We start from the raw sequence: 15,322 nt of genomic DNA on the forward strand, positions 1-15,322 counted from the left end.
GCACGCTTTTCACATCGGGTTTCACGACGGGCGGGCGATCTCGTATCGCACATCGCCGTATTCGGCGGCGCCCGTCGCTGTCCATCCACGACGCTCATAGAACCGGGCCGCCGTCGTATTCGGCCCGGTTGTGAGCCATAGGCGTCGTGCGCCATTGGCCCAGAGCCAATCGACGGCGCGGTCGAAGAGATGGCTCCCGATACCGCGCCGCTCGTAGTCGGGGTGCACGAACAGCGCGAACACCGAACACTCCTCCCGATCTGCAATCGAAAAACCGACGATCTCGCCCCTGCAGATCGCCACCCAGCCCTTCGACGTCGTCAGGAACGACGCGGCGACGCTCGCTTCGGTGATCCCGCGCGCTCTGAGCTGCTCGGGCGTGAGGATGTTCTCGCGCACGGCAAAGCGCACGCGCGAAATGCCCGGCAGGTCGTCGCCCGCGGCCTCCCGATAGACGATGCGGTCATCGATCGCGCCGCTCACGATGCTCATGTCTTCATTCCGGTGATCGACGCGCTCATGGCGCGCGGATCGCGCATCGGCCAGCGGCCGCTCTCCACGCTCGCGAGGAAGTCGCCGACAATACGGTTGTAGACATCGGGATCCTCGAGATTGATGGCGTGACCGGCATTCGGCATGACCGCGAGCGCCGACGACGCGATGTTCCGCTTCATGAGGATGCCCGGCATCAGGCACGGCCAATCCTCGTCGCCGGTGATGATCAGCGTCGGCACCGTGAGCTTCTTCATCTCATCGACGAGCGTGTAGAGCGACGGACGCGCGCGCTGCACGCCGAGCTGCGTGTTGGCCGAGCCGAGCGCGGAATGCTCCGCCAGCATCCGCTTGAACTCGGCAAAGCCGCGCGGGTCCTTGTTCTCGAACTGCACGCGCGTCGGCCCATGCGCATAGGCATCGGCGAATTTCTCCATGCCGCCGGTCGTGAGCAGGTTCGCAGTCGTCTCCGCCTCGGCCTTGAAGCGATCACTCTGCTCCGGCTCGGCGCCATATCCGCAGCCCCCGACGCACAGCGAGCGGGCCCGCCTGGGATGCCGGAAGCCGAAGTGCAGCGTCGCGAAGCCGCCCATGGAAAGACCGATGATGTGCGCGTCGTCCGCACCTGCCGCATCGAGCACCGCCTTGATGTCGTCGGCGGCACGCGCCTGCGAGTAGCTGCCGTGATCCGGCGGGACATCGGACGGGGGATAGCCGCGCGCATTGTAGGAAATGCAGCGGTAGGTGCGGCCGAAATGGCGCATCTGCGGCTCCCAGCTCCGCATGTCACCGGCGAACTCGTGGACGAAGATCACCGTCCGCCCAGAACCGGTTTCCTCGTAGTAGAGGCGAACCCCGTCGTCGGCCGTCGCATATGCCATCTCTCGCCCTCCCTGATCTGCTGACCTCTATCGAAGTTTGCCGGCATTCTAGCAGATCGCGCGCGCGTTGCAGGCAATCAACAGATGGCGGCTGCCTCTGCAAAATCTGTTGGCACACTGCGTGCGACGCTTGCCTTTGGCTAGCCGAGGCCCCTTGCTGATCCTGCGGCCCCACAGTGGACGATGTATGCGTCGAGACGAAGAGCCATGCTCAGCGGCAAGCCCACCATCCTCTTTCTTCAGGCGCCGCCCGGCCCTTTCGCCCCCGAGCTCGCCGACGCACTCGGCGCGCGCGGCTGCGGCGTGCACCGGATCAACCTCTGCCTCGGCGATGTCCTGCAGTGGGGCTGGCGCCCGGCTGCGAACTATCGTGGTTCGTTCGCGGACTGGCCGACCTACCTCGCGGACTACATCCGCCGGCACGGCATCACGGATGTGCTCTATTACGGCGACCGTCTGCCGTATCATCGCGCCGCGGTCGACGTGACCGGCGCGCTCGGCATTCGCGGCACTGTGTACGAGTTCGGCTACCTGCGGCCCGACTGGATCACGCTTGAGCGCGAGGGGATGTCGGCACTCTCTCACTTCCCGCGCGACCCCGAGATGATCAGGGCCGCCGCCGCCCGCCTCCCGGCGCCCCTTCTTGAGGAGCGCTACACACATTCCTTCGCGATGGAGGCGTTCCGCGAGGTGTTTCATCACCTCACCACCTTCTTTGGAACACCGCTCTACCCACGCTACAATGCCGACAGCTACTACAATCCGCTCGTGAACTACCTGAGCTACATCCCGCGCCTCATGGCCTCGGGCCGTCGCGGCCGTCGGGCCACCACGCGCACGCGCAACTGGCTGCAGACAAAGCGCAAGTACGTGCTGATGCCGCTGCAGATGCAGAACGACTACCAGCTCCGCGCCAATGCGCCCTTCAATCATCAGCGCGAGGCCATCGAGATCGTCCTCGCCTCCATGAAGCGCGCAGCCCCGCCCGATCTCGATATCGTTTTCAAGATCCATCCGCTCGACAACGGGCGCGAGAGCTGGTCACGCACCGTCGCACGAAGTGCCGCCGCGCTCGGCATGGCGCATCGTGTCTCGACCATCGACGGCGGGCACTTGCCGACGCTGCTGGACGAGGCGCGCCGCGTCGTCGTCATCAACAGCACGGTCGGCATTCACGCCATCCAGCGCCTGCGGCCGACAAAGGTCCTTGGCCTCGCCATGTTCGATATTCCGGGCCTCACCCATCAGGGCCCGCTCGACACGTTCTGGAGCACGCCCGAGCTGCCCGATCCCGAGCTCCGGGACGCCTTCATCCGCCTGCTCGCGAATACGATCCAGGTCCGAGGCAGCTTCTACAATCGCGAGGGTCGTGCGCGCGCCATTGCCGAAATCGCGGGGCGTCTGCTGAACAACGCGGTCAACGAGCCCGGTGGTTTCGTCGCCGTGCCGCCGCGCCTCGCTGACGCCCGCCGCCTCGGCATCGAGCTCATGTCGGATGCGCCCTCAGAGCCCGAGCTTGTGGCCTACCCATGAGAGACGCATTCGCGCCGCGGCGAGCGCGCGCCGCGGCGGCCGAGCTTTGATCTCGGCGAGGCGCGCGATGAGCTGCTCGCACGAGAGCGGCTCGAGTCTTTCGGGATCGACAGCGCGGCAATAGCGAACGAGGCTCAAGTAAACGAGCTCGGCCAGCGTTCTCCAGCGCCCGCGTCGCGGCAGCGCCGTCAGATCCTGTGTGAGTCCCCAGCCGGCATAGAACGGAGCGCCATGCACCGTCACCGGCTTGCCGCGGATCAGCGCTTCGAAGCCCGTGAGCGAGGAGAGCGTCTCGACGCGGTCGCACTGCGCGATCAGATCGAGAATGTCCGCGTCGGCCATCTCCGCATCCGCCAACGCGCGCACATCCTCCGGTGCAACCTCCCCCGGACGCAAGCCGCGCACGACATCTGGGTGCGGCTTGTAGACGATAAAGGCTCCGGGATTGCGCTCCCGTGCCGCGCGCAGCAGCGCGAGATTGATGTTCGCGGCCCGCAGGTCGATCGTATCTGAAAGCGTACAGCGGACGGCGGCATCGTCCGCCACTTGCCCCGGCACGAGAATGCGCGCGCGACCGAACGTCGGCGGCAGGTGCTGCGGGACACCGCCCAGATTGTATTTGGACAACCTGTTTCCGGCGATGAGCGCAGCAAGGTGGGCGCCGTGCTGCATCTCCGCAGGCGAGACATCCGCATGCGCCAGCAGGTGCTCGAGATCACTCGGGCGCGTTGCGTCATAGTGGATGCCGCGCCCGTCGAGGGCGAAGCAGGCACCCGGCACGAGCCCTGCGCCGAGGCCGACAGAGCGCAGAAATCCGTCCTCAATCCTGACGACGGCGATTCCTGCCTCGGTCGCGCGCCGCTCCATGGCCGTCGTCAGCTTGGCCGCCCAGGCGACGAGCGTGCGGCCTTCGCGCTGCGCGATCCCAATTCCCTCAGCGATGTCGGCGGCGATGCGCGGCGTAGCGTCGAACTCCCGCAGCAGCGCTCCCATGACTTTGCGATTCCATCGAGCGACGCCGGCAACAACCACGCCGTTCCCCATCGCCAGCGTGGTCGGCCACGTCGGCACCTCGTTCTCGCCCATGGCCATCGACATGCGCGCGTCGCAAGCGCGACCTTGGTCCTGCATCCCAGTCGGAAGGGACGCTCTTCCCTCGCGCGCGCCATACCCGTAACGATCTGCGCGTATGGTCCTCATGGACGCCATCCCGATGCCAGCCGCTGCGCGACGCCGGAGAGACCGACGCCATCAGCGACGAGCCTGTCCAGCTCGCGCCGCGTCATCTCGACAGCCGACCTGATCTGCGCCTCCGTATGCTCGCTCGTGATGAAGAAGCGCAACCGCGCCGACTGCATGGGCACGGCAGGATAGATGATCGGCAGGACATTCAGGCCCGCCGCCAGCAAACGCTCGCTGAGCTTCGCCGCGCGCAACGAGTCGCCGACCATTATGGGGCAGATCGCATGACCGCACCCGAGCCCGGTATCGAGGCCAGCCGCACGTGCCGCCTCGAGAAAGAGCTGGCCGTTGCGCTTCAGGCGCGCTGTCCGCTCGGGCTCGCGCATCATGACCGCGAGCGCCTCCAGTGTCGCCCCCGCAACCGGCGGCGAGAGGCCGACGCTATACACGAAACCCGAGACACCGAGCTTCAACAGCTCGACGAGGCTCGCCGAGCCGGCAATGTACCCACCCGATCCCGCGAGCGTCTTGCTGAGCGTCCCCATCCAGATGTCGACGGCACGCGGATCGACGCCCGCATCCTCTGCGAGGCCGCGCCCGGTCGCGCCAAGCACGCCGAGCGCGTGAGCCTCGTCGACCATCAGCCAGGCACCGTAGCGCCGCTTGATCTCGACGAGACGCGCAAGATCCGGCACATCGCCATCCATGGAGTAAAGGCCCTCGACGACGATCAGAATGCGCTCGTGCGCGCCGGCCGCATCCTCCAGGAGCCGTTCGAGCGTCGCGAGATCATTGTGTCTGAAGGCGCGCCGCGCCGCGCCCGAGAGCTTGGCGCCAACCAGGATGCTCGCGTGGCAGAGCTCGTCGTAGAGCACGAGATCCTCGGGCCGCATGAGCGTCGATATGACACCGACATTGGTTGCGTGGCCGCTGACGAAGACAGCGGCGTCCTCGGCGGCATAGACCTCGGCCAGCCCGCGCTCGAGATCGCGCAGGATCGGCCGCTCGCCCGCAACGAGCCGGCTCGCCGAGACGGATGTGCCGTACATGTCGATCGCGGATTTGGCCGCAACGGCCACTGAAGGCGCGTGATTGAGGCCGAGATAGTCGTAGGAGGCGAAGTTCATGACTTCGCGCCCCTCGATGATGGCGATCGATCCGGCGCGCCCGCGCTGCAGGCGAAAGAAAGGATCCGCCACGCCCTGGCTGTGCCCGATCTCGCGATGCTGCGTAAGGAGCTTGTATTCGTCGAGCGTGTCGAAGGCCGGCGCCACCCGCTGGGGCACTGCATCATCGCGCGCGGGTGCGCGCGGGATGCCGGCGAGAGCACGCATGCGCGCGATGAGATCGCTCTTGTCGTCCGCAGCCAGCAATTTGCCGTTCGATCCTCTCACGCTCATTCCCCTAGCAGGCAGCACTATTGCGCGGCCACGGCGCGCGGCATGGTCTCATGCCGCTCTAGATGCTTTGTCAGCAGCGCGCTGTCGGCCTCGCCGACGGGAGCCGTCCTTCCGCCCCTCAGACGCTGGAGCAGTTTTGCAGACAGATCCTCGATCGTCGCGCCTCCCGCGAGCGCGCCGAGCGGCAGCTCGACGCCGAAGCGCTCCTTGGCTGCGTACTGCAGCTCGATTGTCATGAGCGAGTCGATACCCATGTCGGCAAGCGGGCGCCGCGCTTCCACCGAGCTCGGCGGCGCCCGCATGACAGTGGCGACCACGTGCGTGAGATGGCGCACCAGCACGGCCGTCGCGGCAAAAGTATCGAGCCCCTCGACTTCCGACGCGAGATCGCAAGCCCCATCGGCAACATCGGCGCGGCCACGCGGCGCGGCCAACGCCGCAAACGTCGGTCGCTTGAGAACAGGAAGAAGCCGGGTCATTGCCGCCCAGTCGATCGGCGCGATCGTCACGACCGGCGGCGCGCGATCTGGCCGCGCCAGCACGGCCTCGAGATGACGAAGCGCCTCGCCTGCCATCATGGTGGCGACCTTCGCGCGCGCATCGAGTTCAGCGGCCACGCCCGCATTGCGCGCAAGAAAACCCGTGTCGCCGATCGCACCCCAGGCAACGGCCAGCGCCGGCAGCCCTGCCGCGGCACGCGCGCGCGCAATGCCTTCGAGATAGCCGTTCGCAGCAACGTACGCGGCCTGGCCCGGATTGCCGAACATGGTCGTGACCGAGGAGTAGGCGACAAAGTGGTCAAGACTCTCGCCTCGGGTCAGACGATCGAGATGGCGGACGCCATCCACTTTCGGCGCCAGCACGCGTGCGACAGCATCCGGCGACACATTGGCGAGCGCCGCATCCTCGATCACGGTGGCGCAGTGGAAGACGCTGCGCAAACAATGACCCGCGTCCCTGATCCGTTGCAACAGACGCGCGACCGCGTCGGCATCCGAGACATCGCACGCCTCCAGCAGGACCTCGACACCCTTCGCGCCGAGATCGGCGATCGTTGCAGCGGCGTCTGCATCGGGATGTGCACCGCGCGAGGCGAGGACGAGCGTGCGCGCGCCCCGCTCGGCCAGCCATACGGCTGTCGCCGTGCCGAAGCCGCTAAGCCCCCCGATCACAAGATGCGCGCCGTCCGGCCTGACCGCGAACGGACGGGCTGATCCCGGCATCGCCACACATTGCGGCGCAGGTGGCGTGATGACGATCTTGCCGATGTGACCCGCCTGCTGCATGAGCCGGAAGGCGGAGAGAACGTTGCCGCCCTCGAAGCGGCGGTAAGGCAGCGGCCGCAGCTCGCCGCGCGCGAGGCGCCGGGAAAGCTCGCTCATCATTTCGCGCGCCAGGCCGGGATCGTGCCGCATGAGCTGATCGACATCGATGCCGAAGTAGGCGACGTTGCGCCGAAAGGGGCGCAGCGCGATCTTCGTGTTCTCGTAGTAGTCGCGCTTGCCGAGCTCGAGAAAGCGACCGAACGGACGAACCAGCTCCAGGCTGCGCTCCATCGCGGCGCCGGCCAGCGAGTTGAGCACCACGTGCACGCCTTCGGGCACGATCGCACGAACCTCGTCCTCGAATGCCAGCGAGCGCGAAGAGAGCACGTGGTCAGCACCGAGGAGCCGCACCAATGCACGCTTCTCACGCGTTCCCGCAGTCACGATCGTGCGCGCACCGACAGCGCGTGCAATCTGGAGGGCTGCGAGGCCGACACCGCCGGCCCCGCCATGGATCAGAACCCACTCGCCGGCGCGAAGCCGCGCCACATGGTTCAGCGCATAGTGCGCCGTGAGGAAGGCCACCGGCACAGTTGCTGCTGCTGCGAGATCCACACCTTCCGCGAGGCGCCCGACAGCCGCCGCGGCGACCGTGACGTGCGAAGAAAGCGCCGCCGGCGCGACGGCAAAGACGCGGTCCCCCACGTCGAGGTGACCGACGCCCGCGCCCTTGCGCAGAACCGTGCCCGCGCATTCGAAGCCGATCGTCGCGCCAGCGAAGCCACCCTCGAGCGCCTCCGCCGGCAGAATTCCCGTAGCCCACATCACATCGCGGAAGTTGAGGCCCGCCGCCGCGACCGCGATCTCGACCTCGTCATCGCCGGGCGCGCTGCGCTCGACACTGCACCAGCGCAGGCTCTGCAGCACGCCCGGCCGCGCGAGTTCAAGACGCGCAACACGCTCATCCTCTTCCGGCCGTACGCGCGCGCCCTCCGGCCCGAGACCCGGCTCTGCACGCAAGGCCACATGCCCCCCGGCAGTGAGAACGATCTCACTTTCGCTCCCTGGCGCGGCAATCAGCTCGGCAAGACGGAGCGCAGCCGCCGCCTGGTCAAACGTTTCGGAGACGTCCACGAGGCGGACGTCGATGCCCGGATGCTCGTTGGCGGTCGTCCGCATGAGGGCCCAGACCGCGCTCGCAACCGGCACGACCGCCCCCTCGCCGACGAGATGGCGCGCGCCGCCCGGTGCCACGACCCAGAGCCTCCCGGGCGCAGTGTCGGCATCGGCCAGCACGGACTTCATCAGCGCGATCGCATCGGCAATCGCTTGCTGCGGATTGCAGTCCTCGCCCACTCCCGCGAGCACCACGACATCGGCGGCACAGCGCGCAGCCGCTTCGCTGCCGGTCATGGCGACCGGCGAGCGCCCCCCGAGCGCTGTCTTGAGCCGCGCGGCAAAAGGTGCGGCGACGCGCCGGTCCACGGCAAGAATGCGGACATTCCTCCCGAGCGTGAAGCCATCGGCACCGCCGGCCCCACCACCAGATCCACCGGCAATCACCGCCACGCTCTGCGCCCGCTTGACGAGGCCGCTCAGCACGAGCGCGCCGCCGAGATCGGCGCGGGCTTCTGCTTCGACATCGATGAAGCCGGCGCGCACGAGGGTCTCGCGCCAGCGCACCGCATCGCGCATGGGTTTCGCGCGCGTTCCGCGAGCAGCAGCGAGGCCTAGAACGAGCTCGTTGAATGGTCCTGCATCGGGTTCGACGGCAAAGAGCAGGCCACCCTCCGCACCGAGTGTGCGCACGGACGCGATCGTCCGGCTGTCGAGGCGGTGGAGCGCCTGCGCCCCGACGATCACGTCGAAAGGTCCGAGGCGCACGATCTCCGCATGTCCTTCGTCATCAAGGGGTGTGAGGATCGCGCTCGAGTCGTTCTCGAGTGAACCGCGCAGCGCCTCGAGCACAGCCGCATCGTCGTCCGCAATGACGAGGCGCAGGCGGCCCGCGCACACAAGGCCATCCAGCCGCGCCGGCGCCATCAGCGGAGCATCGGCGCCGATCTGCAGCACCCGCAATGGGCGATCCGGCGGCCATTGCGCGAGCAAGTGCTCGATGGCCGCGAGCACGTGCGCGCGCACGGCGCGGGTACGCGGCGAGTCCAGGCAGGCGTGCTGCCATGTTGCCGGCGCCGGCGTCCAACTGCGCTCGTCGCCGAATGCGCTGCCGACGTCGGCGAGGAGTGCGCATTCCGCGCCGAGGTCGGGATGCTCCGCAAGAAGCGTCGGCACGATACGGTCGAGCGGTGGGATCGGGCAGTCCTCGATCAGGCGCTCGCAGCCCTCCCTCTCGACGATCAGCGCGCCTCGACGCGCAATCTGCAAGCTCACGGCTCGGCGGGCGTCGGAAACTGCGAGCGCGTCGCCTCCTGGTCCGACCTCGCTGCCAGCGAAGTCGCCGGCGGCGAGTATGTCATAGGCCGCACGCTGCGCCGCCGCGTCCAGCAGCAGCACCGCCTCCTCGCTCGGCCCCACCACCGGCGCGGGAAGCTCTGCGAGCGCACTCCGCAACGCGAAGAGATCGGGAAGTGCGCTCGTTGCGTGTCGCGGGTCCAGGTGCCGGTAGCCGGTGAAGTGATAGGCAATCTGCTCGGTCTCCCGATCGGGCATGAGCGCCGAGGTCGCGAATTGCACCCCTTCGATCTGCGCGATCGGAGCCCCATGCTCATCGAGCAGCGTCACGTTGCAGCAAAGATCCCGCGCTTGCGTGCCGGGGCTTGTGATGATGGCGCTCGCGGCCCGAATGGATGGGCGGAAGACCCGCACGCGCTGCAGGCGCACAGGCACGAAGGCCCGCGCGCTCGCCACCTGATCCTGCTGGCCAGCAAGCGCCAGCAAACCATGAAAGGCACCGTCGAGATCGCTCGGTGCGAGCACGAAGCCGCGCGGCCACGCGGCCGCCGCCGGATCGAACAGCACATGAAGCCGACCGTCGCCGGCAGGCCTTACCTCCCCAACGCGGCGGAAGGCCGGACCATAATCGAGCCCGACGCGCCCGGCGCGGCCATAGAGATCCGCGGCGGAAACCCCGCGCGGATCATCCGGCGCTGGCGGCACGTCGGGCGCAACAGGCGTATCGCCCGCAAGCACCGCCACCCTGCACCGCACGTGCACCTGCCACGCATCGTCCGACAGGCGCGCGCGGCTTGCGATCTCGCATGTGGCCGTTTCGGGATCGAGGCGCGTGCGCACGTCCATCGTCTGTCCCGACAGCACAAGCGGGCGCACGATGTCGAGATCGCGAAGCTCAACCTGCTCCTGCCCAAACCAAGCCTGAGCCGCGGCGAGCGCCATGTCGACGAAAGCTGCCGCGGGCATCCAAGGCTTGCCCGCCACGCGATGGTCACCGAGCTCGGGACAGACGACCGTATCGAGATGCGCGTGCCAGACCGTCGCGTCACCGCTTGCGCGATGGCCGATCAGACCGTCCGAGGCAGCCCCTGCAAGCTCGCTCTCGACGCCACCGAATGCTTCCGTCGTGCCCGTACTTTTCAGCTCGATGCGCTGCCACGCGTAGTGCGGCAGATGGCGCCATCCGGTTGCTGGCGGCGGCCCGAAGACGCGGTCCGTGTCGAAGCGCGCGCCGTTCACGATCGCGCACGCCGTTGCGGTGGCGAGCGCGTCGACGGCCGGCGTCTCCTCACGTGAGAACGTCGTCACGACGGCGTACGGCAGGCCTGCGATCCTCAGGCACTGGTCGAGGTAGGGCTTCAGCACCGGCCGCGGGCCGATCTCGACGAAGATGCCCGCCCCGAGCGTCGCCGCCCGCGCGACGGCCTCGGCGAACAGAACGGGCCGGCGCACGTTGCGCCACCAGTAGTCGGCATCGAGCGCACTCGCTGCGAGGGGACGGCCCTCGACAGTGGAAACGAAGGTGGCGCGTCCCGGCGATGCCGTGAGCTTGCCGAGCTCGGCTGCAAGCCTCCGCCGGGCGCCGTCCATGACGCGGCTGTGGAAGGGATAGTCGATATTGTCGATGAGCCGGCCCGAAAGCCCTGTCGCGGCAGCCTCGCCGAGCACGTCCGCGAGCGCCTCCGCGGGGCCGACGAGCGTGACCGAAGCCGGACTGTTCAGCGCCGCGATCTCGACACGGCCGGCGCCGCATGCCTCGATCAGCCGGCGGGCCTCCGATGCGCCGACATGCAGCACCGCCATGCGGCCCCGGCCGCGCGCGAACTCCTGCGCCGCCGAACGAGCGAGCACGAGCCGCACAGCTTGGCGCCGATCATAGTGGCCTGCCGCATAGGCGGCGGCGACCTCGCCGACGCTGTGGCCGATCACCATCGCCGGCTCGAGTCCACGCTCGCGAAGCGTGTCAGCGGCGGCGGCCTGCAATGCAAACAAGAGCGGCTGAGCAATGCTGGTGAACTTCAGCGCCTCGTCGAGATCGTCCGCCGCGAGCATGTCCCGCACGGACCATCCCGCCTCGCGCTGAATGAGCGCATCGATCTTGACGATGTGGCGCCGGAAGATCGGGTCGTTGCCGAGGGCCGTGCGGCCCATGCCGGCCCATTGCGCACCATTGCCGCAGAAGACGAACGCGACAGGTGCGGCGCGAGCGATCGCGCGCCCGCGCACGACGCTCGGCGCCGACATGCCGCGGCTCAGCGCCGAGAGGCCCACGGCAGCCTCGCCGAGCACCATCGCGCGCTCGGGCAGCAGCTCCCGATGATGGACGAGCGCGGCACCCAGTACCTCCGCCTCGGAACCGCCTTCCACCGCAGTCGTAGAAAGTCGCCCGGCGAGAGCGGCGAGGGCCGGTCCGGTCTCGGCGCTGAGCAGAGTACCGAGATGGACCGGCGCCATGCTGCCGACGCGTCGAGCATCGGCCCCGTGCCGGCCGCGTGCCGCAGACTTGCTCCGCACGCGCCGCTGCGCCGGCACGTCCGCGATGACGACATGAGCGTTCGTACCTCCAAAACCGAAGGTACTAATGCCGGCGAGGCGCGGCCTGCGGGAGGTCGCGAGCTCGACCGGCGCCTGCGCGACGTGAAGCTTCAGCTCGTCGAAAGGAATATCGGGATTGAGCGTATCCGCATGGAGCGTCGCCGGCAGCAGATCGTGCCGAAGCGCGAGGCTCGCCTTGAGCAGGCCGACAAGACCCGAGGCCGGCTCGAGATGCCCGACATTGGACTTCACCGAGCCGATCGGCAGAAGAGCGCGCCGCCGCCGCCCGAGCGCCTCGCCGAGCGCCTGCGCCTCGATCGGGTCGCCGACGCGCGTTCCCGTGCCATGCGCCTCGACGAAGGCCAGTTGGCCGGGATCGATGCCCGCTTCATCATAGATGCTGCGGAGGAGCCGATCCTGGGCCGCGGCAGAGGGCAGCGACACACCGACTGTGCGGCCGTCCGAGTTGATGCCGCTTGCCACGATCCGCGCGTGTGGCCTCATGTGCCCGAGCCCGCCAGCTCCGGCGCGCGTCAGCACCAGCGCCACGCCGCCTTCACTGCGCACATAGCCACCGGCGCCGGCAGCGAAAGCGCGACAGAGTCCGTCCGGCGAGAGCATGCGCGCCTGTGCAAAGCCGACGAAGGGAAAGGGGCTCAAGAGGACGTTCACGCCCGCCACGATCGCCGTGTCTATGGCTCCCGCGCGCAGCGCAGTGACGGCTTGATGCAGCGCGACCAGCGACGAGGAGCACGCCGTATCGACGACGAGACTGGGCCCGTTGAAGTCGAAGCAGTAGGAGATCCGGTTGGCGATCAGCGACAGGGCGCTCCCCGTCATGTGGTAGCCATCGCCGCCCGCAGCATCGAACACCCGGCGGCTGCCATGATCCACCGACGACGCACCCACGTAGACACCGACGCGCGTGCCTGCGAGCTGTGAAGGCGGCACACCGGCATCCTCGAGCGCTTCCCAGACGAGTTCCAGCGCCAGCCGCTGTTGCGGGTCGACCTGCGCAGCCTCGCGTGGCGACATGCCGAATGGCGCAGGATCGAACGACCATGGCATGTCGATCGTGCCGGCGCGGAAGGTGTACGTCTTGCCGGGCTCGCCGGGGCGCGGATGCAGGTAGCGGGCACGCGGCCAGCGCGCATCGCCGACCTCACCGATGGTGCAGCGGCCTTCGCGGAGCACATCCCAGAACGCCGCAACGTTCGGCGCCCCCGGCAGCCGGCACGCGTGACCGACAACGAAAATCTCGCCTTCGCAATCCTGTGTCTGGGTCAACACGAGCACTCCACCAGCCACACGCAGCAAGCCTCACGGCCTTGACGCACCAGCGCCGCCTGCCTCGTGCGCGGTATTTGCCTGCATCCCCGCCGGCCGCGATCGACACGCGAGCATCGACCTGTTATGCAACTAGAGGTAGCGTCAATCCATGGGGTGGACAAGCCGGTATTCCGCTTCCGTCCGTGCAATGTCTTCCACCGCGCCCAAACGGCCACACATCGACAGCGCCATGCTCACGAACCGCGGAAATTCAGGGCATTGCATCCCTCGATGCGTGGTGATCACCGGCGCGAGCCGCGGACTCGGTCGCGCGCTGGCACACGCCTATGCAAAGCCGGGCATGTTGCTCGGCCTCGTCGCCCGCGATGAAGCGGCGCTCGCCGCCGTTGCCGACGAATGCGGCCAGCAAGGCGCCGAGGTCGTCGTGCTCTCGGCCGATGTCACCAAGCCGGACGCGCTTTCAGCTTGGCTCGCCGCTCTCGATGGCCGGCGCCCGATCGATCTGCTCATCGCCAATGCCGGCCATTTCGATGGTCGCCGCCCGGGCGCGCCCCACGAGGATCTCGAACTCGCGGTCAGCCAGCTCCGGATCAACCTCGAAGGGACCATACGAACGATCGACGCCGTGGCCCCGCTCATGCGCGCGCGCAGTCGTGGCCACGTCGCCGCGATCTCGTCGCTTGCCGCCGTCTTCCCGCTCGCCGATGCGCCCGCCTACAGCGCCTCGAAAGCAGGTCTCAGCGCCTACTGCGAGGCCTTGCGCGGACTTCTCGCGCCGTCGGGCATCCGGGTGAGCGTCATTTCTCCGGGCCACATCGCGACCCGCCAGACGGAGATCCACGACGGCGCTCTGCCGCTCCTGATGTCGCCGGAATGTGCAGCACGCCGGATCGTGTCGGGACTCGCACGTCGACAGTCCCGCATCTGGCTCCCGGCGCGCCTCGCGCTCCTTGCGCAGCTCGGCCGTCTGCTGCCGCTGCCCCTTCGCCTGCTTGCCGGTCGGCGACTGCGCTTTGCCGTCCGCGATCCTGCGCGCGCGAACTGAGGCCGCAAAAGCTTATCCCCGCCCAACGAACGCTGGCTAGATTTTCAGGCGCAACCTGATGGCCAGAAAGCGCATCCATGGCGGACACTCCCAACCTCGGCCTCCCTTACATCATGGCCGCCCAGGCCCAGAAGCACGTGACGCACAACGAGGCCATCCGCGCCCTCGACGCGCTCGTGCATCTGGCCGTCATCGCCCGCGACATCGCGGCGCCACCAGTCTCGCCGGCCGATGGTGATCGCTACATCGTCGCAGCGGGAGGCACGGGTGCCTGGACCGGCCATGATCTCGAGATCGCCGCCTTCCAGGACGGCGCGTGGGCCTTCTTCGCGCCGCGCCCCGGCTGGCGCGCCTGGATCGTCGGCGAAAGCGCGCTCAGGGCCTGGAGCGGCAGCGCCTGGGTCGCCGTCGGCGGAGGCGAGGGCGGTGGCGATGGTGGCGATGGTGCATTCGACACGCTTGGCATCAACGCGACGGCCGACGAGACCAACCGCCTCGCGCTTTCTTCGCCGGCATCACTTTTCAATCACGCCGGCGCCGGCCATCAGGTCAAAGTCAACAAGGCCGAAGCCGACGATACAGCCTCCTTCCTCTTCCAAACCGCCTTCTCCGGCCGCGCCGAGATGGGCACAGCGGGCGACGACGACTTTCATTTCAAGGTGAGCCCCGACGGCACCGCATGGCGCGAGGCCATTCTCATCGACAAGACCACCGGCGCGGTCTCATTCCCCTCGGGCGTCGATATCGAGAACCCCGGCCTGCCGAGCGGCGGCGCCACCGGCCAAGTGCTCGCCAAGGCCTCGAACGACGATGGCGACGTGGCATGGACCACGCCCGCTGGCGGCGGCGACATGCTCGCCAGCGTCTATGACCCGAACGGCATCGCGGCCGATGTCTTCGCCCGCGCCAATCACACTGGCGCACAGCCCATCGACACCATCACCGGCCTCCAATCCGCGCTCGACAGCAAAGCGGCAGCATCGCACGGACACGCGATCGCGGATGTGACCGGCCTGCAATCCGCCTTGGACGACAAGGCTTCCTCGTCCCACGCCCACGACGACCGCTACTACACCGAAGGCGAAATCGACAGCGCGCTCGCTGGCAAAGCGAACACGAGCCATGGCCACGCCATCAGCGATGTCACCGGTCTGCAGACAGCCCTGGACGGCAAGGCATCGAGCGGCCACGACCACGCCTTTGCCGATCTCACGTCGACGCCGACGACGCTTTCCGGCTACGGCATCACCGACGCCGCGACCACTGCCCAGGGTGCCCTCGCCGAGA

Annotated in this window: 7 protein-coding genes and 1 pseudogene; 3 read left to right on the forward strand and 5 right to left on the reverse strand. The window is 68.2% G+C overall.

Features of this window, described 5'->3' with window-relative positions; genetic code table 11:
• Nucleotides 1-21: 21 nt before the first annotated feature.
• Together CS1BSM3_RS02115 and CS1BSM3_RS02120 are read right to left on the reverse strand one after the other, a co-directional pair.
• Entirely contained in the window at nucleotides 22-492 is a 471-nt protein-coding gene (locus CS1BSM3_RS02115; protein WP_072385331.1) for a GNAT family N-acetyltransferase, read from the reverse strand.
• Complete coding sequence (locus CS1BSM3_RS02120; protein ID WP_072385332.1) at nucleotides 489-1,373, reverse strand: alpha/beta fold hydrolase; 885 nt, start codon at nucleotides 1,371-1,373, stop codon at nucleotides 489-491. The genes CS1BSM3_RS02115 and CS1BSM3_RS02120 overlap by 4 nt, the downstream gene beginning before the upstream one ends.
• A 207-nt stretch (nucleotides 1,374-1,580) precedes the next feature.
• Here CS1BSM3_RS02120 and CS1BSM3_RS02125 point away from each other — a divergent pair, with 207 nt between their 5' ends.
• Nucleotides 1,581-2,906 carry a capsule biosynthesis protein gene (locus CS1BSM3_RS02125; RefSeq protein WP_072385333.1) on the forward strand — a complete coding sequence of 442 codons (1,326 nt, stop codon included), beginning with the start codon at nucleotides 1,581-1,583 and terminating at the stop codon, nucleotides 2,904-2,906.
• Here the strand turns inward: CS1BSM3_RS02125 and CS1BSM3_RS02130 are convergent.
• Genes CS1BSM3_RS02130 through CS1BSM3_RS02140 form a run of 3 tightly spaced genes read right to left on the reverse strand, consistent with a single transcriptional unit; the run spans nucleotide 2,877 to nucleotide 12,987 of the window.
• Entirely contained in the window at nucleotides 2,877-4,106 is a 1,230-nt protein-coding gene (locus tag CS1BSM3_RS02130) for a capsular polysaccharide export protein, LipB/KpsS family (protein ID WP_174263600.1), read from the reverse strand. The two genes, CS1BSM3_RS02125 and CS1BSM3_RS02130, sit on opposite strands and share 30 nt — an antisense overlap.
• Nucleotides 4,103-5,488: an aminotransferase class I/II-fold pyridoxal phosphate-dependent enzyme gene (locus CS1BSM3_RS02135; protein WP_072385335.1), complete on the reverse strand. Its 1,386-nt coding sequence runs from the start codon at nucleotides 5,486-5,488 to the stop codon at nucleotides 4,103-4,105. The genes CS1BSM3_RS02130 and CS1BSM3_RS02135 overlap by 4 nt, the downstream gene beginning before the upstream one ends.
• Before the next feature lie 17 nt (nucleotides 5,489-5,505).
• Nucleotides 5,506-12,987 (reverse strand): type I polyketide synthase, encoded by a 7,482-nt coding sequence (locus tag CS1BSM3_RS02140; RefSeq protein ID WP_174263601.1) that lies wholly within the window; start codon nucleotides 12,985-12,987, stop codon nucleotides 5,506-5,508.
• Nucleotides 12,988-13,219: 232 nt separating this feature from the next.
• Between CS1BSM3_RS02140 and CS1BSM3_RS02145 the strand changes: the two genes are divergently transcribed.
• On the forward strand, nucleotides 13,220-14,035 hold the full coding sequence (locus CS1BSM3_RS02145; protein ID WP_174263602.1) for an SDR family NAD(P)-dependent oxidoreductase: 816 nt from the start codon (nucleotides 13,220-13,222) through the stop codon (nucleotides 14,033-14,035).
• 113 nt (nucleotides 14,036-14,148) lie between these two features.
• A pseudogene (locus CS1BSM3_RS28495) lies at nucleotides 14,149-15,240 on the forward strand (DUF2793 domain-containing protein); the annotation flags it as partial.
• Nucleotides 15,241-15,322 lie beyond the last annotated feature (82 nt).

It is taken from the genome of Hyphomicrobium sp. CS1BSMeth3, from assembly GCF_900117415.1.
In the GTDB taxonomy this organism is placed as follows: Bacteria; Pseudomonadota; Alphaproteobacteria; order Rhizobiales; family Hyphomicrobiaceae.